The organism is Izhakiella australiensis, from assembly GCF_002006995.1.
Classification (GTDB): Bacteria; Pseudomonadota; Gammaproteobacteria; order Enterobacterales; family Enterobacteriaceae; genus Izhakiella; species Izhakiella australiensis.
Window position 1 is genome coordinate 81,943 of sequence record NZ_MRUL01000011.1, and the last position, 20,375, is coordinate 102,317.

The 20,375-nt window shown below is 53.8% G+C and carries 18 protein-coding genes and 6 tRNA genes; 10 read left to right on the top strand and 14 right to left on the bottom strand.

Annotation, left to right across the window (positions count from 1 at the left end):
- Positions 1 to 135: 135 nt before the first annotated feature.
- The 3 genes from ptsH to cysZ all read right to left on the bottom strand — a co-directional run bounded on the left by ptsH (position 136) and on the right by cysZ (position 2,684).
- On the bottom strand, positions 136 to 393 hold the full coding sequence (gene ptsH, locus BTJ39_RS15550; RefSeq protein WP_078003608.1) for a phosphocarrier protein Hpr: 258 nt from the start codon (positions 391 to 393) through the stop codon (positions 136 to 138).
- Between the two features lie 380 nt (positions 394 to 773).
- On the bottom strand, positions 774 to 1,742 hold the full coding sequence (cysK, locus tag BTJ39_RS15555) for a cysteine synthase A (RefSeq protein WP_078003609.1): 969 nt from the start codon (positions 1,740 to 1,742) through the stop codon (positions 774 to 776).
- 168 nt (positions 1,743 to 1,910) lie between these two features.
- Positions 1,911 to 2,684 carry a sulfate transporter CysZ gene (cysZ, locus tag BTJ39_RS15560; protein WP_078003610.1) on the bottom strand — a complete coding sequence of 258 codons (774 nt, stop codon included), beginning with the start codon at positions 2,682 to 2,684 and terminating at the stop codon, positions 1,911 to 1,913.
- 219 nt (positions 2,685 to 2,903) lie between these two features.
- Here cysZ and zipA point away from each other — a divergent pair, with 219 nt between their 5' ends.
- The 3 genes from zipA (at position 2,904) to BTJ39_RS15575 (ending at position 6,184) form a co-directional block, all read left to right on the top strand.
- On the top strand, positions 2,904 to 3,881 hold the full coding sequence (gene zipA, locus BTJ39_RS15565; RefSeq protein WP_078003611.1) for a cell division protein ZipA: 978 nt from the start codon (positions 2,904 to 2,906) through the stop codon (positions 3,879 to 3,881).
- 67 nt (positions 3,882 to 3,948) lie between these two features.
- Entirely contained in the window at positions 3,949 to 5,967 is a 2,019-nt protein-coding gene (gene ligA / locus BTJ39_RS15570; protein WP_078003612.1) for an NAD-dependent DNA ligase LigA, read from the top strand.
- 1 nt (position 5,968) lies between these two features.
- The gene (locus BTJ39_RS15575) at positions 5,969 to 6,184 is read left to right on the top strand and encodes a DUF3820 family protein (protein WP_078003613.1); all 216 of its coding nucleotides are present in this window, start codon (positions 5,969 to 5,971) and stop codon (positions 6,182 to 6,184) included.
- On the opposite strand, the gene BTJ39_RS15580 is transcribed toward BTJ39_RS15575, so the two are convergent.
- Complete coding sequence (locus BTJ39_RS15580; protein ID WP_078003614.1) at positions 6,181 to 7,212, bottom strand: bile acid:sodium symporter family protein; 1,032 nt, start codon at positions 7,210 to 7,212, stop codon at positions 6,181 to 6,183. The two genes, BTJ39_RS15575 and BTJ39_RS15580, sit on opposite strands and share 4 nt — an antisense overlap.
- Positions 7,213 to 7,308: 96 nt before the next feature.
- Here BTJ39_RS15580 and BTJ39_RS15585 point away from each other — a divergent pair, with 96 nt between their 5' ends.
- Positions 7,309 to 8,229 (top strand): LysR family transcriptional regulator, encoded by a 921-nt coding sequence (locus BTJ39_RS15585; protein ID WP_078003615.1) that lies wholly within the window; start codon positions 7,309 to 7,311, stop codon positions 8,227 to 8,229.
- On the opposite strand, the gene BTJ39_RS15590 is transcribed toward BTJ39_RS15585, so the two are convergent.
- Positions 8,230 to 8,556, bottom strand: a complete 327-nt coding sequence (locus tag BTJ39_RS15590) for a FlxA-like family protein (RefSeq protein ID WP_078003616.1) — start codon at positions 8,554 to 8,556, stop codon at positions 8,230 to 8,232. It lies immediately after the preceding gene.
- On the opposite strand from BTJ39_RS15590, the gene BTJ39_RS15595 reads away from it, so the two are divergent.
- Positions 8,537 to 8,833, top strand: a complete 297-nt coding sequence (locus BTJ39_RS15595) for a hypothetical protein (protein WP_078003617.1) — start codon at positions 8,537 to 8,539, stop codon at positions 8,831 to 8,833. The genes BTJ39_RS15590 and BTJ39_RS15595 overlap by 20 nt on opposite strands.
- A 919-nt stretch (positions 8,834 to 9,752) precedes the next feature.
- On the opposite strand, the gene BTJ39_RS15600 is transcribed toward BTJ39_RS15595, so the two are convergent.
- The 4 genes from BTJ39_RS15600 to BTJ39_RS15615 form a co-directional block, all read right to left on the bottom strand.
- Positions 9,753 to 9,828 (bottom strand) — tRNA-Lys (locus BTJ39_RS15600).
- 4 nt (positions 9,829 to 9,832) lie between these two features.
- Positions 9,833 to 9,908 (bottom strand) — tRNA-Val (locus tag BTJ39_RS15605).
- 45 nt (positions 9,909 to 9,953) lie between these two features.
- Positions 9,954 to 10,029, bottom strand: a tRNA-Val gene (locus BTJ39_RS15610).
- 43 nt (positions 10,030 to 10,072) lie between these two features.
- Positions 10,073 to 10,148, bottom strand: a tRNA-Val gene (locus tag BTJ39_RS15615).
- Between the two features lie 283 nt (positions 10,149 to 10,431).
- Here BTJ39_RS15615 and gltX point away from each other — a divergent pair.
- Positions 10,432 to 11,844 carry a glutamate--tRNA ligase gene (gltX, locus tag BTJ39_RS15620; protein WP_078003618.1) on the top strand — a complete coding sequence of 471 codons (1,413 nt, stop codon included), beginning with the start codon at positions 10,432 to 10,434 and terminating at the stop codon, positions 11,842 to 11,844.
- Positions 11,845 to 11,892: 48 nt separating this feature from the next.
- Here gltX and BTJ39_RS15625 read toward each other — a convergent pair whose 3' ends face one another.
- The gene (locus BTJ39_RS15625) at positions 11,893 to 12,249 is read right to left on the bottom strand and encodes a YfeC-like transcriptional regulator (RefSeq protein WP_078003619.1); all 357 of its coding nucleotides are present in this window, start codon (positions 12,247 to 12,249) and stop codon (positions 11,893 to 11,895) included.
- Between the two features lie 150 nt (positions 12,250 to 12,399).
- Positions 12,400 to 13,188, bottom strand: coding sequence for a formate/nitrite transporter family protein (locus BTJ39_RS15630; protein WP_078003620.1), 789 nt, complete (start codon positions 13,186 to 13,188; stop codon positions 12,400 to 12,402).
- 416 nt (positions 13,189 to 13,604) lie between these two features.
- Here BTJ39_RS15630 and BTJ39_RS15635 point away from each other — a divergent pair.
- Both BTJ39_RS15635 and BTJ39_RS15640 read left to right on the top strand, forming a co-directional pair.
- A tRNA-Ala gene (locus BTJ39_RS15635) sits at positions 13,605 to 13,680 on the top strand.
- A gap of 42 nt (positions 13,681 to 13,722) precedes the next feature.
- A tRNA-Ala gene (locus tag BTJ39_RS15640) sits at positions 13,723 to 13,798 on the top strand.
- Between the two features lie 278 nt (positions 13,799 to 14,076).
- Here BTJ39_RS15640 and BTJ39_RS15645 read toward each other — a convergent pair.
- Positions 14,077 to 15,261 (bottom strand): NupC/NupG family nucleoside CNT transporter, encoded by a 1,185-nt coding sequence (locus BTJ39_RS15645; RefSeq protein ID WP_078003671.1) that lies wholly within the window; start codon positions 15,259 to 15,261, stop codon positions 14,077 to 14,079.
- 368 nt (positions 15,262 to 15,629) lie between these two features.
- Here BTJ39_RS15645 and BTJ39_RS15650 point away from each other — a divergent pair, with 368 nt between their 5' ends.
- Positions 15,630 to 16,871: an Nramp family divalent metal transporter gene (locus BTJ39_RS15650; RefSeq protein ID WP_078003672.1), complete on the top strand. Its 1,242-nt coding sequence runs from the start codon at positions 15,630 to 15,632 to the stop codon at positions 16,869 to 16,871.
- 162 nt (positions 16,872 to 17,033) lie between these two features.
- On the opposite strand, the gene BTJ39_RS15655 is transcribed toward BTJ39_RS15650, so the two are convergent.
- Both BTJ39_RS15655 and mgrA read right to left on the bottom strand, forming a co-directional pair.
- Entirely contained in the window at positions 17,034 to 17,381 is a 348-nt protein-coding gene (locus BTJ39_RS15655; protein ID WP_078003621.1) for a DUF2502 domain-containing protein, read from the bottom strand.
- A 158-nt stretch (positions 17,382 to 17,539) separates the two neighbouring features.
- Positions 17,540 to 18,529 carry an L-glyceraldehyde 3-phosphate reductase gene (mgrA, locus tag BTJ39_RS15660; protein ID WP_078003622.1) on the bottom strand — a complete coding sequence of 330 codons (990 nt, stop codon included), beginning with the start codon at positions 18,527 to 18,529 and terminating at the stop codon, positions 17,540 to 17,542.
- A gap of 199 nt (positions 18,530 to 18,728) precedes the next feature.
- Here mgrA and BTJ39_RS15665 point away from each other — a divergent pair, with 199 nt between their 5' ends.
- Positions 18,729 to 20,375: an alpha-keto acid decarboxylase family protein gene (locus BTJ39_RS15665; RefSeq protein ID WP_078003623.1), complete on the top strand. Its 1,647-nt coding sequence runs from the start codon at positions 18,729 to 18,731 to the stop codon at positions 20,373 to 20,375.

Sequence of the window (20,375 nt, forward strand, 5' to 3'; positions counted from 1 at the left end):
AAAACTAACCGCCAGGTTGCTGTTCAAGTGATTTAGATACTTTACTAAAGCAACAACGCGGACAAGCTGTCCGCGATCAAATAACCAGGTGGTTAGCAGGCCAGGCCATGCGGCACGTTCTGAATAAGAGCTTGCTTATTCCAACTCAGCCATCAATTTAACCAGGTGCTCAACCGCCTGCTGCTCATCTTCACCAGTGGCAGAAAGGGTGACTACCGTACCCTGAGTCAGGCCCAGCGTTTGTAGCTTGAACAGGCTTTTGGCGCTGGCGGATTTGCCGTTGGAGGTGACAGTGATTTCTGACTGGAACGCCTTAGCTTCTTTAACAAACTGGGCTGCCGGGCGGGTGTGTAAACCGTTAGGTGCAGTAATAGTCACTTCTTTCTGGAACATTGTGTTTCCCCAATAAAATTGGTTTGGTGTTGAGGATCTAAAGTCTAGCCTGGTGGCGTTACTTTAGCCCGATCAAATCGCGTTGTCGGGATCGATAAACAAGACAAAAAACGCGAAGTTAAGAGTATGAAGCGTAGCGAACAGCGATGCTTGACTTCAATTGCTCCTATTATGCCCGAAAGCGAAAGCTGAATAATCTGGAAATTTTTTCAGCGATAAATTCGGACGTCGATATTAATTTTTCGCTTCGAAATAATTGGCTGCTTAAATACCAATCCACCAGCAGAAAAGCAATCTGGCTTATAGTAAAAACATGACGTAACCCACAAAAAAAGCATCCGGGTGGATGCTTTTTTGAACAAAACAGGCCCGTTAAGCGATTACTGAAGTTCTTTTTCGGTAAACAGATCGGCAAACAGCGCGGTGCTCAGATAGCGTTCGCCGGAAGAGGGCAGAATAACCACGATATTCTTATTGGCAAAAGCGTCATCTTCCTGCAGCTTGAGGGCGGCGGCGACCGCTGCGCCAGAGGAAATACCGGCGAGAATACCTTCTTCTTCCATCAGGCGGCGTGCGGTAGAGATCGCCTCTTCATTGCTAATGGCCACGACTTTATCAACCAGCTTCAGATCAAGGTTGCCGGGAATAAAGCCGGCACCGATGCCCTGAATTTTATGGGGGCCGGGTTTCAGTTCTTCACCCGCCAGCGCCTGGGCAATAACCGGAGAGTCGGTAGGCTCGACCGCAACGGTAATGAGATCTTTTTTGCCTTTGCTGTTCTTTATGTAGCGGCTGACGCCGGTCAGCGTGCCGCCCGTGCCGACGCCGGAGATAAAGACATCCACTTCGCCGTCAGTATCTTGCCAAATTTCCGGACCGGTGGTTTTTTCATGAATTTCCGGGTTCGCCGGGTTGCTGAACTGCTGCAGCATGATGACGTTGTCTGGATTTTGTGCAACCAGCTCTTCGGCTTTGGCAATGGCGCCTTTCATGCCTTTCGCCCCTTCGGTCAACACCAGCTTTGCGCCAAGCGCTTTCAACAGTTTACGGCGTTCAACGCTCATGGTTTCCGGCATGGTAAGCGTCAACGCATAACCACGGGCAGCCGCGACGTAAGCCAGCGCAATGCCGGTGTTACCGCTGGTGGGCTCAACCAGCTCGATGCCGGGTTTCAGGATGCCGCGTTTTTCTGCGTCCCAAATCATATTGGCACCGATTCGGCATTTTACGCTGAAGCTGGGGTTACGTGATTCTACCTTCGCCAGGATGCGCCCGTTGCCGATGCGGTTCAGTCGAACCAGCGGCGTATGACCGATTGTTAACGAGTTGTCTTCATAGATCTTACTCATGGCCTGTCCTTAACTGTATGAAATATTGGGAACCCTACCAGCATACTCATTCGGGATAGCTTCGGAAGTAAAGAAATCATATATAGATATGTATTGCAGCAATAAGCAAAAGTAAAACGGAATAAGCGGCGAAATGCCTGCCCGCAGATGGCGGGCAGGAGGCGAAATTTACTGGCGGCGCGTGTGAGAAATGCCCAGCTGCGCACGATATTTATCCACCCACATTGCAGTGGCGCCGCAAACCGCAACCGGCAGGATAACCAGGTTAAGAAGCGGAATTAAGGTAAACAGGCTGACCAGTGCGCCGAACTGCATATTGTCGCTTTTATTCTGGCGTAGCGCCTGGCGCATGCGCGGGAAATCGACCTTGTGGTTATCAAAGGCGTAGTCGCAGTACTGGATGGCAAGCATCCAGGCGCTGAACAGAAACCACAGCACCGGCGCCAGAGTTTGGCCAAGACCGGGAATAAAATAGAGAATCAGCAGCACCAGCGCGCGCGGTAGATACCAGGCGAGCTTTTGCCATTCACGCCGTAAAATGCGCGGCGTGTCTTTTATTATCTCCATCCAGCCAGCATCCGGCGCAGGCTGGCCCGTTAACCGCGCTTCAAGCTGTTCTGACAGCAAGCCGCAAAAGGGCGCGGCAATCCAGTTAGCCAGCGTCGAGAAGAAATAGCTGAACACTAAAAGAATGGACACCACGGTCAGCGGCCACAGCAGATAGCTCAGCCACTGAAGCCAGTCGGGGACATGCGCCATGATCAGCGGTATCCAGATATTCAGCTTGTGAAACAACCAGAGAAATGCGCAGCCCATAAGGACAATATTGACCAGCAGGGGCATCAGCACAAAGCGACGAATTCCGGGCAGGTGGATAAGCTTCCATCCCTGAAAAAAATAGTGGGCTCCACTTTGTTTAGCGGAGGTACTGCGATTGACCATTAGCGCCCAATCTCCTTTATTGGTCCGATTATCTACATCATATCCTATGTTTTCTGGTAAATCCGAAGCAAATTGCACGAAAAAACAGCAAAAAACCGGTCCGGGTCGATCTTATTTGTTAGAAAATAGTGCCCAGACTTGCACTTGTGAAGCGGGGCAAATACAGTTAGAGGATAAAGTTTGCCGTGGTGGCAAGGTATTGGAACAACAGAGAATACAATGATGCAGGATTTGCGTCTGATATTAATCGTTGTTGGCGCTATCGCCATAATCGCATTGCTTCTTCACGGCTTGTGGACCAGCCGTAAAGAGCGCTCTACGGTATTTCGCGATCGCCCGCACAAACGTATAAAGCAGGAACGTGAAGACTATGCCGGGGAAGACGATGAGGGCGTAGGAGAAGTTCGCGTCCGCCGTAAAGAGCCGGCGGCTGAGCCTTTACCCGATCTGCATGCTGAGCCTGCGCGCGACGTGCGTCAGCAGGAAAAACCAACGCCGCCGCCTGAACCCCGTCGCCAGCCGCCACAGCCTGCCGCGCCGCAGTTTACGCCGGACGCTGCGCCACAGCAGCCTTCACGCGATCCGCTGCTGGATATGGAAACTGATTGGGAACCTGAGCTAAGCCCCTCTGAGACTCAGGCGCAAAGTATTGAGCCGCTCAGAGAGCAGCCTGATAGCGATCGTGCTCGTCATACGCCGGTGGAGCCCGTTTTCTCCGCTGACGTACCAGCCTCAGACGATGATGACCAACAGCCTGAGCCTGAGAAGACGGCTGAAAAAGAGACGGTGCTGGTGCTGCACGTAGCGGCGCACGCCGGCGGTGAGCTGAATGGCGAAGCGCTGTTACAGGGAATCTTACAGGCAGGCTTCCAGTTTGGTGAAATGAATATCTTCCATCGTCATCTGAACCCGGCGGGCAGCGGCCCGGTACTGTTCAGCCTGGCGAATATGGTGAAGCCAGGCTCGTTTAATCCTGACACCATGTCTGATTTTTCTACGCCGGGGATATCAATGTTTATGATGGTACCGTCTTACGGCGACGCGAATCAGAACTTTAAGCTGATGCTGCAATCTGCGCAGCGTATTGCTGACGACGTTGGCGGCGTGGTTCTGGACGATGAACGGCGTATGATGACGCCGCAGAAGCTGGAAACATACAAAGCGCGTATTCGCGACGTTGTCGAAAACAACGGGTAAGCCGCACCGGCGTTTTGATTAACTGAACCCCCGCTAGCCGGGGGTTTTTTATCGCTGATGGTAAGTTATGCACTCAATTGAAAGTCAGATAAATCAGCTGCGTACGACGCTGCGTCATCATGAATATCTCTATCACGTGCTGGATGCGCCGGAAATTCCCGATGCGGAATATGACCGGCTGATGGGCGAATTACGCCAGCTTGAACAGCAAAATCCGCAGCTGGTGACGCCTGATTCGCCAACGCAGCGAGTGGGCGCGGCACCGCTGGCTGCTTTTGAGCAGGTGCAGCATGAAGTGCCGATGCTATCGCTGGATAACGTATTCGATGAAGCCAGCTATCTGGCGTTTAATAAACGCGTGCAGGACCGGCTGAAAAGCAGCGATGATATCGTCTTTTGCTGCGAGCTAAAGCTGGACGGTCTGGCGGTGAGCCTGCTGTATGAAGACGGGGTATTGACGCGTGCGGCAACGCGCGGCGATGGTACTACCGGTGAAAATATTACCGCCAACGTGCGTACTATCCGCGCGATACCGCTGCGCCTGCAGGGTGAAAATATTCCCGCCAGAGTTGAAGTCCGTGGTGAGGTATTTATGCCGCAGGCTGGCTTTGAGAAGCTGAATGATGAGGCGCGCCGAACCGGCAGTAAAGTGTTTGCTAATCCGCGTAATGCCGCCGCCGGATCGCTACGTCAGCTCGATCCGCGCATCACCGCTAGACGTCCGCTAACTTTCTTTTGCTACGGCTTTGGTCAGCTGGAGGGCGGTTCAATGCCGCGTAGCCACTGGCAGCGCCTGCAGCAGTTTAAACAATGGGGATTACCGGTAAGCGACCGTATCCGACTCTGCCACAGCGCCGAAGAGGTACTGGCATTCTATAAGCAGGTGGATACTGAGCGCGCCGGCCTTGGTTTTGACATTGATGGCGTGGTCATAAAGGTCGATTCGCAGGATTTACAAGAGCAGCTGGGTTTTGTCGCCCGCGCGCCGCGTTGGGCGGTGGCGTTTAAATTTGCCGCGCAAGAGCAAATTACCACGGTGCGCGATGTGGAGTTTCAGGTTGGACGCACCGGCGCGATCACCCCGGTAGCCAGGCTTGAACCGGTTCAGGTCGCCGGAGTCATGGTCAGTAATGCCACTTTGCACAATGCAGATGAAATTGAACGTCTTGGGCTGCGCATCGGCGACCGCGTGACGATTCGCCGCGCCGGTGATGTTATTCCGCAGGTGGTGGGGGTTATCACGGGCGATCGCCCGGCCGATGCGCGTGAAATCGTATTTCCCGTTCACTGCCCGGTTTGCGGTTCTGATATTGAACGCGTGGAGGGCGAAGCGGTCGCGCGCTGCACTGGCGGGCTGATCTGCGGCGCGCAGCGTAAAGAAGCGTTAAAGCACTTTGTTTCCCGCCGTGCGCTGGATGTCGACGGCATGGGCGATAAAATAATCGATCAGCTGGTGGAGAAAGAGTACGTTAAAACGCCGGCCGATCTGTTCCGCCTGACGGCGGGCGTGATGACCGGTCTCGACCGCATGGGACCAAAATCGGCGCAGAATCTGATCAACGCGCTGGAGAAGGCCAGACAAACTACGCTGGCGCGCTTTCTTTATGCATTGGGGATCCGCGAAGTGGGTGAGGCTACGGCGCAAAACCTGGCGGCGCATTTCGGCTCCCTGGCGCCGCTGATGAACGCCTCTCTTGAGGATTTGATTGCCGTGCCGGACGTTGGCACCGTGGTTGCCAGCCATCTGCGTAATTTTATGGATGAAGAAAGCAACCGCGAGGTTATTCGCCAGCTGGTTGAAGAGTCAGGCATCAGCTGGCCGGCGGTTGAGGTCATCAGGCCGGAGGAAATTGACAGCCCCTTTGCCGGTAAAACGGTGGTGCTGACCGGTTCGCTGAGTATTATGTCCCGCGATGATGCGAAAGCGCGACTGACGGCCTTGGGGGCGAAGGTCAGCGGCAGCGTTTCGAAAAAAACCGATATCGTGATTGCCGGGGAAGCCGCTGGCTCTAAGCTGGCGAAGGCCGAAGAGCTGGGGATTGAGGTTATTGATGAAGCGCAGATGATCCGCCTGCTGGGTGCCTGAAATGGAAAAAGAAAATCTGCTGGAAATTGCCAACACGGCCATGCCGTTTGGCAAATATAAAGGGTGCATGCTTATCGATCTGCCTGAACCCTATCTGCTGTGGTTTGCCCGTAAAGGCGAGTTTCCCTCCGGCCGTCTGGGCGAACTGATGCAAATGACGCTGGCCATTAAAATTGAGGGGCTGGAGGGGCTGATTAAACCCCTCAAGCGCGGCTAAGAGGATTCCTGAGATTCCATTTGCCGCGCGTCAGCGCTTAGTTCACTGCGCTGTTCCTGCGCTTTCTGCCCCTGTTTTTTGTAACGTTGAGCAATGAAGGAGCACACCATCAGCTGAACCTGGTGGAAGATCATCAGTGGCAGCACGATGATCCCGATCGTGGCGGCAGGGAAAAGGATATTAGCCATAGGCACGCCGTTCGCCAGGCTTTTCTTGGAGCCACAAAACAAAATGGTGATCTCATCCGCACGGCTGAAGCCAAAGAGCCGTGAAGCCGTCAGATTTATAGCCAGTACGACCAGCAGCAGTAGCAGGCTACCCGCCAGAATCCACAGCAAGGTGCTGACGCCGACCCGATGCCAGATACCATTCACTACCGCCTCGCTGAAGGCGGTATAAACCACCAGCAAAATCGAGGTTTGGTCCGTCTGGCCGATCAGGCTGCGATGGCGCTCAACCCAGCCGCCGATCCAGCGGCGTGAGATATGGCCAAGGACGAACGGCAGCAGTAGCTGAAGCATTATTTTGCCAATCTGCTCCAGGCCATTCATCGCTCCGCCATGCTGATGAATATCCATCAGCAAGCCGACCAGCAGTGGCGAAATAAATACGCCAAGCAGGCTTGATGCCGAGGCGCTACAAACTGCCGCTGCCACGTTGCCGCCGGCAAGGGAAGTGAAAGCAATCGATGATTGCACCGTTGCTGGCAGAATGCACAGATAAAGAAAGCCGGTATAGATTTCCCGGCCAACGTCTACCGGGTGCCACCAAATTACCAGCAGACCCAGCGCCGGAAATAACACGAAGGTGCTGAACATGATCCACAGATGAAGTCGCCAGTGGCTGCTGCCCGCAATAATTTTTTCCCGTGATAGCTTAGCGCCGTGCATAAAAAACAGCAGGGCGATGGCGGCGGTGGTCAGCCCTTCAAAGAATGGCACGAAGCCGCCCCGGGCTGGCAAAAAGCTGGCCAGCATGACGGTAATAATCAGTTTGACCATCATGGGGTCAAGGCGAAATACACCCATTGTTAATACCTGGTTAAATAAGAGATAGACGCTATTGTGCGCGTCCGGCTTTTAGAAATAAAATTGATTTATTGCATTCATCCATGAGGAAAATAGATGAATTACACGCTACGCCAGCTCAGGGTTTTCGTCGCGGTAGTTCGCCATGGCAGTTTTAGCCAGGCCGGACAGGCTATTGGTCTTAGCCAGTCGGCGGTCAGCCATAGCATCAAGGAACTGGAGAACGAAACCGGTATTCGCTTGCTGGATCGCACTACGCGCGAAGTGCTGCTGACCGAAGCCGGTGAGCAGTTAGCGAGTCGCCTGGAGAGGTTGCTTGAGGAGCTGAATACGGCTTTACTCGACGTGCGGAGATATGGTCAGCAGCGCAGCGGGACGGTTCGCGTCGCGGCCAGCCAGACCATATCCGCGCAGCTGATGCCGCAGTGCCTTGCGGCAAGTCAGGCGCGTTATCCTGAGATAAAAATAATGCTCAAAGACCGCCCCCAGCACTGGGTGCTGCAGAGTATTCGCAATGCCGAGGTGGATTTTGGCATCGTGATTGGCCCGCTGCAAAGCGATGATTTTGAATCCGAAGCCATTCTGCATGAGCCATTTTTGTTGCTATGCCGTAAAGATGATGAGCTGGCAGCGTTGTCTGAGGTGCCGTGGTCTGCGCTGAACCAGCGTTTGCTGGTATTACAGGATTATTCTTCAGGCAGCCGGGTGCTTATCGATCGTGCGCTGCAGCAGCAGCAGGTAGAAACGGCAATCGTTCAGGAGATCGGCCATCCGGCGACGCTTTATCCGATGGTTGAAGCTGGTATTGGCATTTCAATATTGCCGGCTTTGGCTTTGCCATTACCGGAGGGCAAGCCGCTGCTGGTGCGACGCTTAGTTCCGGAAATAAACCGCTCGCTGATGCTGATTCGCCGTAAGAACCGTTCTCTTACGCCGGCAGCGGAGGCCATCTGGCAAGAGGTTCGTCGGCAGGCGGCTTTACTGGCGCACCAGCGCCAGCTGACGCCGTCGTTCTGATCAGATATAAACGTCAACCTGATTGCTGTCGGTCGGGCGGTTAATACCATCGGCTGGCTGGGGATTGCTGGCGTCTGATTGTTTCTGTTGAGCTTTCTGTGCCTGCTGGGCCAGAATCTGAGCAATTTGCGCTTCTATCATCTGGATCTCAGACTGAATCATCTTCTTTTCATCATCAGCCGTTTTGCTGTTATCGCCGGAGGTGGCGATATTTTTTAATTGCTGCTCCAGCTTATCTATTTGCTTATTAAGCGCAGCAATCTGTGAAGATACGCTGCTGCTGGTACCGCCGCCTGCGGCGTTACCAATGCTGCTAATGGTGCTCATTTTCTCACTCCTTGTAATTAACCTCTTTGGTTATCGGAACAAAATGCACGAACTTGATATGCGGGCAGGTGAAAAAGCGATAAAAACGGATGCCGTTTCCCGCAAACCTGTACCCCAACGCCGTTATCGATTAAAAACGGATGACGTTTCAGCAAACCTGTACCAACAGGCTTTTCTGCGCCGAACGAATGAAGCCCGCCAGGGTGAGCCGCAGGGAGGCGGCGAAAGTGAGCGCTGCGTCGGGAACGCATCGCGAACGGCCCGTACGGCGGGCTGAAGTAGCGAGGGAAGGGCGCAGCCACGCAGAAACTGCCGGAAGTCCGGGGTCAAGGGGCCATGACGTTTGATGGCCCCTTGCCGGTCGCCCACAGCGGCGGGCAACTATGGCACCTGCCTGGCAGGCGAACGGAACAGTCCACCTAAGGTGGAGAAATCAGCCACCCGCCCGGCTGGCAAACGGCAGCCCCTCATTGCTGTAAGCCCGGCACCCAGGTCACAGAAGGCCCGGCTGCTTTCCGCACCGGCACAAGCACGTCCGTGTGGCCTGGCGCACGGCCATCCCTGGCCGCGAGCCTGCTGAAAGCAGCCGGGCCTTCTCCTCCCCCGTAAACTTCTTCATCGCTTTAAGTAAAAAGATAAAAGCAGGTCTGCGCCGGGTTAAACACCAGCAACCTCACCTTAGCTTTTAAGCAGAAGATAATCACTGTCGTCAAAAACCCGCACCCAACGCCTTCATTGATTAAAACGGATGCCGCCTTCAGCAAATCTATGCCCACGGTGTTATCGATTAAAAACCGGATGCCGTTTCCCGCAAACCTGCACTAACAGGCTTTTCTGCGCCGAGCGAATGAAGCCCGCCAGGGTGAGCCGCAGGGAGGCGGCGAAAGTAAGCGCTGCGTCGGGAGCGCATCGCGAACGGCCCGTACGGCGGGCTACATGCGTGAGGGAAGGGCGCAGCCACGCAGAAACTGCCGGAAGTCCGGAGTCAAGGGGGCCATGACGTTTGATGGCCCCTTGCCGGTCGCCCGCAGCGGCGGGCAACTATGCCACCTGCCGCACCGGCGAACGGAACAACCCACCAAAGGTGAAGAAATCAGCCAGCAGCCGGGCAGGTGAACGAAACAATCCACCGTAGGTGAAATAAAGTTATCGATTTTACAAAAGCAAAAAGGCGCCTTTAGGGCGCCTCTCTACAATGGTGGGTCGTGCAGGATTCGAACCTGCGACCAATTGATTAAAAGTCAACTGCTCTACCGACTGAGCTAACGACCCGAAGTGGTGGGTGATGACGGGATCGAACCGCCGACCCCCTCCTTGTAAGGGAGGTGCTCTCCCAGCTGAGCTAATCACCCACTTCGGTACTGCTAATTTCTAAGAGATTTTCGCTGGTGAGAAAGTGGTGGGTGATGACGGGATCGAACCGCCGACCCCCTCCTTGTAAGGGAGGTGCTCTCCCAGCTGAGCTAATCACCCACTTCTCAAATCTCTTATCACACTGCGGAAGCCACTAAATGAGTGGTGGGTGATGACGGGATCGAACCGCCGACCCCCTCCTTGTAAGGGAGGTGCTCTCCCAGCTGAGCTAATCACCCCCGCTGTGTGGAGTGGCATTATAGGGATAGTTGCTAGTGAGTCAACGCTTTTTAAAACGAAAGTGTTTGTTCGTCTTAAAATTAAACAGGCTGTTGGCCTTTTAAACGCTGATAGCCTGAAAGCAGGCGTCGTTACCGGTTTATAAAGTGAAAACCGGCGACGCAGGCTGGCTTAACGTTGAGGATTCACCGCCAGATGTTAGAATGTTACCCACTTTTTATGTTCTTCCTTCACCAGAAAAAATGGCCGCATGACGGCTTTTGCGTAATAAGGCAGCAGTAAATGAAAATCAAAACCCGTTTCGCCCCCAGCCCGACCGGCTATCTGCATGTCGGCGGCGCGCGTACCGCGCTTTACTCCTGGCTGTTCGCCCGCAACCACGGCGGAGAGTTCGTGCTGCGTATTGAAGATACCGATCTGGAGCGTTCAACTCAGCAGGCGATCGACGCCATCATGGATGGGATGAACTGGTTAAGCCTTGGCTGGGATGAAGGTCCTTACTATCAGACCAAACGTTTTGATCGCTACAACGCAGTTATCGATGAGATGCTGCAGGCGGGAACCGCCTATAAATGTTACTGCTCAAAAGAGCGCCTGGAGCAGCTGCGCGAGAGCCAAATGGCCAATGGTGAAAAACCCCGTTACGACGGGCGCTGCCGCGACAGCCACCAGCATCATGATGCCAGCGAACCCTGCGTTGTGCGTTTTCGTAACCCGCAGGAAGGTTCGGTGGTCTTTGACGATCAGATCCGCGGCCCGATCGAATTCAGCAATCAGGAATTAGACGATCTGATTATTCGTCGTACCGATGGCTCGCCAACCTACAATTTCTGCGTAGTCATTGATGACTGGGATATGCAGATCACGCACGTTATTCGCGGCGAGGACCATATTAACAATACGCCGCGGCAGATTAATATTCTGAAAGCGATCGGTGCTCAGGTGCCGGTTTATGCCCATGTGTCGATGATCCTGGGCGATGATGGTAAGAAGCTGTCCAAGCGTCATGGCGCGGTAGGGGTGATGCAATATCGCGATGACGGCTATCTGCCGGAGGCGCTGCTAAATTATCTGGTGCGTCTTGGCTGGTCCCACGGCGACCAGGAAATCTTCAGCATTGATGAAATGAAGCAGTGGTTTAGCCTGGATGCGGTCAGCAAGTCCGCCAGCGCCTTTAATACGGAAAAGTTGCTGTGGCTTAATCACCACTATATCAATACGCTGCCGGCAGAATATGTCGCCACCCAATTGCAATGGCATATTGAGCAGGAAAATATTGATACCCGCAGCGGCCCGGAGCTGGCGGCGCTGGTTAAACTACTCGGCGAGCGTTGCAAAACCCTTAAAGAGATGGCTGCGTCATGCCGCTACTTCTATGAAGATTTTGCTGAGTTCGATGCTGACGCGGCGAAAAAACATCTGCGCCCGGTTGCACGCCAGCCGCTGGAGGCGGTGCGCGACAAGCTGGCGGCGATTAGCAGCTGGACGCCGGAAAATGTACACCATGCTATTCAGTCCACGGCTGATGAGCTGGAAGTGGGGATGGGGAAAGTCGGCATGCCGCTGCGCGTAGCTGTCACCGGCGCCGGTCAGTCACCCGGTCTGGATGTCACCGTGCATGCCATTGGCCAGACGCGTTCAGTTGAGCGAATCGGTAAAGCGCTGAATTGGATCTCTGCCCGCGAGCAGCAGTGATTGCGTTTTCTCAGGCCCGCCGGGGCCTGAGATTTTTTCTACCGATACTCAGTTAATACCCAGACGGTTCAGCATACCGAGAATGCCTTCTCGTAACAGCAGCGCGGTTAGCTTCTCGCGCTCGTCATTGGTCATTTGTTGAACTGACGTAACCAGTAGGTTTGTTAATGGGTCTTTGCGCCCGGATGGACGATAATGACTGCCATCTTCAGCCACCTGACGGGCTGAGGTTTTCAGAAACTGGCGTACGCGTTCGTCAATCAATACCTTCCGGCCACGACCGCCCTGTATCCCTTTACGCGGTGCGGTAGTCCAGTGTTCGCGATTGATCCACTTATTGATAGTCTGACGGGTATAGCCGGTTTGTTGGGCGATTTCCTGTGGGGTTAACCATTCCTTTTTCACAATCTAATCCTTTATGCTGCTGATTGTTTACGCTGGTTAATATTACAGTAAAGCGTTAAATGAACAACTAATGAGTAATGTGAGTTGAATAAGGAGTAAAAAAACCAGAGGAAGATCGAGAAATCCCCCCGGCAGGCAGGGGGATAAATATTAACGATTGTCAGCAGATAGCGCGATTTGTGGGCGAAAAGCCATGTACCAGGCCAGACCGACAAAAATGGCGCCGCCGACGGCATTGCCAAGAAATACTGCAACAAAATTTGTCAGAAAGTCACTCCAGCTCAGCGCGCCGGCAAAAATAGCCGCCGGGATGATAAACATATTGGCGACCACGTGTTGAAAGCCAATCGCGACAAATGCCATCACCGGGAACCACATAGCGAAAATTTTACCCACCATATCCTTGCTGGCGAACGACAGCCAGACCGCCAGACAGACCAGCCAGTTACAGCCGATAGCCGAGATAAAGGCATGGAGAAAATCGGCGTTAACTTTGGCGTTGGCGATAGACAGCGTTTTTTTCAGGTAATCACCTTCCGTCATGCCGAGCACATGGCCAAAAAACCAGGCGACGGCAATGCTACCGACAAAGTTGGCGATGGTGACCCAGAACCAGTTGCGCAGTACGCTGAATCCGCTGATTTGGCGGGCAAACCAGGCGATTGGCAGCGTCATCATATTACCGGTTAATAACTCTGCGCCTGCCAGTACCGTCATAATAATGCCTAACGGGAAGACCGACGCGCCGAGCAGGCCGGCAAAAGAGCCCCAGTCTGCGGGTAGTTGGTTAATGACGTGTAGATCCAGCAGAAAACCGGTGGCAATAAATGCGCCGGCCATAAAGCCGAGAATTAACAGATAAGAGACAGATACGTTGTGTTTCGCGATGCCAGTCTGGATAGCCACAGCGGCGATTTCTTTAGGTGAATGCAAAGACATAATTTTCAGGTGTTGTTTAAATCGAAAGGGAAGACACAACGCCGGAGGCGCCCGATAAAAAGCTGCGCATCCTGCGCCAGGGCCAGTCCGGCAGTAAAAAGCGTGCGCAGTCTTGCATGTGAATTTAACAAACACAAGTAAACGTTTATCTGATTATTAACCAATTGTTAACGTAACTGGCGGCCCGCCATCCGCTGAAGGCAGAATTTGTTATTGTTTTTCAGCAGGGGAAATAACCTCAGTACGGCGATCGGTTTGTCCGGGTGAAAAAGGCAGGAAATGGACGCGGATAAATCACCTGTCACGCTGGTTGGCCGCTTTTTCAGCGATTGAGCACAGATTCACATTTTGCCGTTGACACCATTAGCCGCGTTTCATATTATCCCCGCCGTCAACACGACACGGTTATTCAGTACGGGGCTATAGCTCAGCTGGGAGAGCGCTTGCATGGCATGCAAGAGGTCAGCGGTTCGATCCCGCTTAGCTCCACCAAATTTACTCCAGCAAATTTGGAACTGAATAGCGCCTCAGAGTGGGGGTATAGCTCAGCTGGGAGAGCGCTTGCATGGCATGCAAGAGGTCAGCGGTTCGATCCCGCTTATCTCCACCAAATTTCTTCTTCATTTCTGCTGTTTTTTTCTCAACGCTGCTATTTAGGTCGCCTGCAGTATCTGACTGTATTTCTCTTTGAACGCCTCCGGTCAGTGCCATCCTGACATCGATTTTCGCAGATTTTTCTCCGTAGAATGTTTTCACGCGCAGGGCGCGAATCTTTTGTCGCTGAGAGGTGTTGGTCTTACTGGTGCGTCAGGGGGAGGGGATCGGGAGCTGAGTTTTTTATCCCGCTTCATAATAACAAAGGGCCGGAATTTCCGGCCCTTTGTGCGCTTACAGCACCAGTGCGGCGATGGAAGCAGAGAGCAGGCTGACCAGCGTGGAGCCGTACAGCAGTTTCAGACCAAAGCGGGATACCACGTTGCCTTGTTCTTCGTTGAGACCCTTAATGGCGCCGGCAACGATGCCGATAGACGAGAAGTTGGCAAATGAAACCAGGAATACCGACAGGATACCTTCCGCCTGCTGAGAAAGATGGCCGGACAGTTTTTGCAGATCCATCATGGCGACAAATTCGTTTGAAACCATTTTGGTTGCCATGATACTGCCTACCTGCAGCGCTTCATGAGCCGGAACGCCCATCACCCACGCAAAGGGGAAGAAAATATAGCCGAGGATACCCTGGAAGCTGATGCCGAAAATCGTATCGAACAGCGCGTTGATGCCGGAGATCAGCGCAATGAAGCCGATCAGCATCGCCGCGACGATAACCGCGACTTTAAAGCCGGCAAGGATATATTCGCCCAGCATTTCGAAGAAGCTCTGACCTTTATGCAGGTCGTTAAGCTTAAGCTCTTCTTCATTTTCGACGGTGTAAGGGTTAATTAACGACAGTACGATAAAGGTGCTAAACATATTCAGCACCAGCGCGGCGACCACATACCTCGGTTGCAGCATCGTCATGTAGGCACCTACGATTGACATCGACACGGTGGACATGGCAGTGGCCGCCATGGTGTACATGCGTCGCTCTGACATTTTCCCCAAAATGTCTTTATAAGCGATAAAGTTTTCTGATTGCCCCAGAATCAGCGAGCTTACTGCGTTGAAGGATTCCAGTTTCCCCATACCGTTTATTTTAGATAACACGGTACCGATGGCGCGGATGACAATCGGCAGAATGCGAAAATGCTGGAGTATACCGATTAGCGCCGAGATGAAGACGATAGGGCAGAGCACATTCAGCCAGAAAAACGCCAGCCCCTTTTCATTCATATTGCCAAATACAAAGCTGGTGCCCTGGCCGGCATATTTTAACAGTTTATCAAACAGCCCGGCGAAGCCCTGAACGAACCCCAGGCCTACCTGAGAGTTAAGGAAGAACCAGGCGAGAACAACTTCTATCACCAGAAGTTGAACGATAAAGCGAATGCGGATATTTTTACGGTCACGACTGACTAAAATCGCCAGTACGCCAACCACCGCCAGCGCTAATACAAAGTGAAGAATGCGGAACATCATTATGGGGCTCCAAACGTAAACTTGAGGCAGGTTATATTTCGTTGCACATTCTATGTAACGAGGGCGGCAAAAACGAGATCAGATACACAATATAACAATTCACCGACCATCCAGTTTTCTGAAAACTCTTCCCGATCACATCTTCTCCACTTGTCTTAAAAAAGTGCTAACAGGTTGTTAATGAATTCCACCTAAACTACGATGTTATTACGCTTGCTTACTTGATGACAAAGGTTAGTCTTGGCTGTAAATATAGCAATGGCTATATTGTTTAGCGCAGGCTATTATAGCGATAGCCGCAAGTTATTCACACAAGCATTATGATAGCTTTCGGCAGCGTTTTATTGGTAACTCAACGGGTGGTTATGTTGGAAAGTCGCACGGCGGACGCAAATATTCGGGGAAACCGAAAAGTTAAACTGGCCCTGATGGGGCCGGCGTTTATTGCGGCTATTGGTTATATCGACCCCGGCAACTTTGCTACCAATATTCAGGCGGGTGCCAGCTATGGCTATACGCTGCTGTGGGTGGTCGTCTGGGCCAACATAATGGCGATGGTCATCCAGCTGATGTCAGCAAAGCTGGGCATTGCCACGGGCAGAAACCTTGCCGAGCTGATCCGCGATCGCTACCCGCGCCCGCTGGTGTGGTTTTACTGGGTGCAGGCTGAAATCATTGCCATGGCGACCGACCTGGCCGAGTTTATCGGCGCCGCTATCGGCTTTAAGCTTATTCTCGGCGTTTCCCTGTTGCAGGGCGCGGTGCTGACCGGCGTAGCAACCGTATTGATTTTGATGCTACAGCGTCGCGGTCAGAAGCCGCTGGAGCTGGTTATCGGCGGTATGCTGCTTTTTGTTGCCGCGGCTTATATTATTGAACTGTTCTTTTCTCAGCCCCACGTATCAGCACTGGTTAAAGGCATGGCGATTCCGTCGATGCCAACGGCAGATGCGGTCTATCTTGCCGCCGGGGTACTTGGCGCCACCATCATGCCGCACGTTATTTATCTGCACTCCTCCCTGACGCAGAACGGTGATGCGGAAACTCGCGACGAGCGCTATTCTTCAACCAAACTGGATGTGGCGATTGCGATGACCATCGCCGGGTTTGTTAATCTGGCAATGATGGCCACTGCCGCCGCCGCCTTTCACTTTAGCGGCCATGCTGGTATTTCGGAGCTGGATCAGGCTTACCTGACGCTGGACCCACTGTTGGGACGCGCGGCGGCGCTGGTCTTTGGCCTGAGCCTGGTGGCGGCCGGCCTCTCTTCAACCGTGGTTGGCACTCTGGCCGGCCAGGTGGTCATGCAGGGCTTTGTCCACTTTTCGATTTCGCTGTGGGTGCGCCGGGCGATCACCATGCTGCCTTCATTTCTTGTCATCCTCGCCGGCTGGGATCCTACGAGAATTCTGGTGATGAGCCAGGTCGTACTGAGCTTTGGCATTGCTCTGGCGCTGGTGCCGCTGCTTAATTTTACCGGCGATAAAGTGTTGATGGGACCCATGGTGAATTCTGCGCTGATGCAAAACGTCGGCCGGGTTATCGTGGTGCTGGTGGTGGCATTAAATATCTGGCTGCTGTACGGCATGGCGACCGGGAAAGGTTAACCTCTTACGGGTTCTGCAGGCCCAGGATTAGCTTGCGATAACGCCGGGGATATTGTCAGCACATCTTAGCGAATTCGGCGTAATACGCCTGTGCCAGCCTGGTTTTGCTGCTGAGGCGTTCTGGCTTTCAAAGGGGGCAGTGCCGCCCCCCTCGTTTATTTCTTACCAGCCGTGTCTGTTATGCCAGTGCTCCCAGTGGCGATGTTCACGCCAGCGCTCATGTTCCCGCCAGCGCTGGTGGGCGCGCCATTCACGCTCTCGCTGCCAGTCTCGTTCGCGTCGCCACTGTTCTTCACGCCACCAGCGGCCTTCATCCCAACGATAGCGCTCGTGCCACCAGCGCGGATTGCGCCAGCGATCGCCATCCCAGTAATAGCCACGAGGGTCGCGGTCACCGAGTCGTATTGAAAGGCCGGGCGTGCTGAGAGAAAAACTGTCGGCTTTTGCTGTGTGCATTGCTGCGGGAGCTAAGTTTGCCAGCAGTGCGGCAACAAGTAATATTTTTTTCATTGTATCTCCTCACCGACGGTTATCATCCGTCGTGAGGTTATTACTACTGGTATTTGCAGTGCTAAACCTCTGGTACAGTCCTAAATATGGCCAACTATATCGATTTGGGAAAATTCCGTGGCGTAATTGGCCAGTATCATAGGGTTATTGGCAAAAAGTCAGGCGATTATTTCGTCGATAGCGGCCAGCTCATCATGGCTAAAGGTGCGATTGCTCAACATGGATACGGCATCATCGATCTGCGCGGTTTTGCTGGCACCGATCAGCACCGAGGTGACCTGCTGATGATGCAGTACCCAGGCCAGCGCCATTTGCGACAGCTTCTGCCCGCGCTTTTCTGCCAGTGCATTCAGGCTGCGTACTTTTGCCATTTTGTCTGCGGTCAAGGTATCCTGGCTCAGGAAACGGCTGCCGCTGGCCGCGCGCGAATCCTGCGGAATGCCGTTCAGATAGCGGTCGGTGAGTACGCCGCCTGCCAGCGGTGAGAAAGCGATGCAGCCAACGCCTTCCTGCTGCAAAACCTGTAGCAGCCCTTGCTCCGGAGTGCGTTCCAGCATGGAAAATTTAGGCTGATGAATAAGGCAGGGCGTTCCCATATCACGCAGGAGCGCAAAGGCTTCTGCCGCAAGCTCTGGCGGGTAGTTAGATAGTCCGACATACAGCGCCTTGCCCTGTCTTACCACCTGATCAAGCGCCCGCATCGTTTCCTCCAGCGGAGTCTCCGGGTCCGGGCGGTGGTGATAAAAAATATCGACATATTCCAGACCCATACGGCGCAGGCTTTGATCGAGGCTGGCTATCAGGTATTTACGCGATCCCCAGTCACCGTAAGGACCATCCCACATGGTGTAGCCCGCTTTGCTGGAAATAATCAGCTCATCGCGATAAGGACGAAAATCCTCGCGTAAAATGCGGCCGAAATTTTCCTCCGCCGAGCCCGGAGGCGGGCCGTAATTATTGGCAAGATCGAAGTGGGTGATGCCCAGATCGAAAGCGTGCCGCAGCAGCGTGCGGCTATTATCGACCAGCGTTGTATCACCGAAATTGTGCCATAAACCCAGCGAGATCGCCGGCAGCTTTAAACCGCTACGGCCGGTGCGTTGATACTGCATTGTTTGATATCGTTCGTCGCGTGCAAGATAGGACATTTCTCTTTCCTTTGAACAGGCTAGCGGGTGATGCGCTCTAGTGTATACGTTTACACTAGGGTAAAGCGTGGGTTAAATCCCACTTAAGGAGGAATCTGAGGCGTAACGAAGCCTTGCCATTTGCTGCCGGTATATTTCTTATTCAGGTGAAGAAAAATTCACCAATACTGATAGCACCCTCTTTTGCTGGAGTCCGAGCATGAATAGCACCGTTGGCGATTACCTGCTGGCCCGCCTGCACGAAGCGGGCATCGATAATCTGTTTGGCGTACCCGGCGATTACAATCTGCAGTTTCTGGATAGCGTGCTGGCGCACCCGTCGGTCGCCTGGGTAGGCTGCACTAACGAACTCAATGCAGCCTATGCCGCCGATGGCTATGCGCGCTGTCGCGGCGCCGGGGCGTTGCTGACGACCTTCGGCGTCGGCGAGCTCAGCGCGATTAATGGCACCGCAGGCAGCTTTGCAGAATATGTTCCGGTGATTCATATCGTTGGCGCGCCGCCGCTGCAGGCCCAGCGCGAGGGTCAGCTTTTGCACCACAGCTTTGGTGATGGCGATTTTCAGCGCTTCCTGAGAATGCAAAAAGAAGTCACCATCGATCAGGCAATGCTGACAGCAGACCAGCCTTGTATGGAAATTGACCGGGTGATTATTACCGCCTTACGCGCCCGGCGTCCGGTGTGCCTGGTTGTGCCATGTGATATTGCCGCGCTGCCCGCCGCACTGCCCGATGAGCCAATGAATGGACACCGTGACTCCTGCCCACGTTCGCTGGAAGCCTTCCGCGTGGCCGCCAGCGAGCTGCTACGGGGCGCCACGCGGGTTGCATTACTGGCCGATTTTCTTGCCGGGCGTTTTGGCGCCGGCGACGTGCTGGCGCGCTGGGTTGAAGAACAGCCGCTGGCATTTTCCACCCTGCTGATGGGGAAGGGGATTCTGCCGGAACAGCATCCGCGGTTTGCGGGCACATATGCCGGCGCCGCCAGCGATGCGGTTACCCGCCGGGCAATTGAGCAGGCTGAAGTGCTGATTCTCGCCGGTACGCTGTTCAGCGATACCCTTACCGCAGGTTTTAGCCAGCAGATAGACCGGAAGCGCACCATTGAAATTCAACCTTGTTCCTGCCGGGTGGGGGATGAGACGTTCAGCGGAATAACCTTTGTTGATGCGGTTACGGTTTTGCGTCAGCTCACTGTCAGACTGACGCTGAGTGATCCGCTGGACAGTTACCATCAGCCCGACGTCGTGCCGGATGCCTGCGTGTTATCGCAGCTGCAGCTATGGCGGGCAATGCAAAATTTTATTCGCCCGGGAGATATTATCCTTGCCGATCAGGGCACAGCGGCCTTTGGCGCTGCAAGCTTGCGCCTGCCGCCCGGCTGCCGGTTATTAGTGCAGCCGCTATGGGGATCGATTGGCTATACTTTACCCGCAGCATTTGGCGCGCAAACGGCGCTGCCGCATCAGCGGATAATTTTGCTGATTGGCGACGGTTCGGCACAGCTGACCATCCAGGAGATAAGCTCTATGATGCGTGACGGTCAGCGGCCGGTTATCTTTATCCTCAACAACGGCGGCTATACGGTAGAGCGCGCCATTCACGGTCCGCAGCAGCGCTATAACGATATCGCCGCGTGGAACTGGACGGGGCTGCCGGCGGCTTTCAGCTTGTCGCCAATGGTACAAAGCTGGCGAGTCAATGAACATGCGCAGCTGGAGGAAGTCATGGGCCTGGTAAATCAACAATCGCAAATGACGCTGGTTGAAGTCTGTCTGCCGCAGCAGGATTTACCGCCGCTGCTACAGGCGGTCAGCGCGGCATTACATCGCAATGCTGCTTTTTAA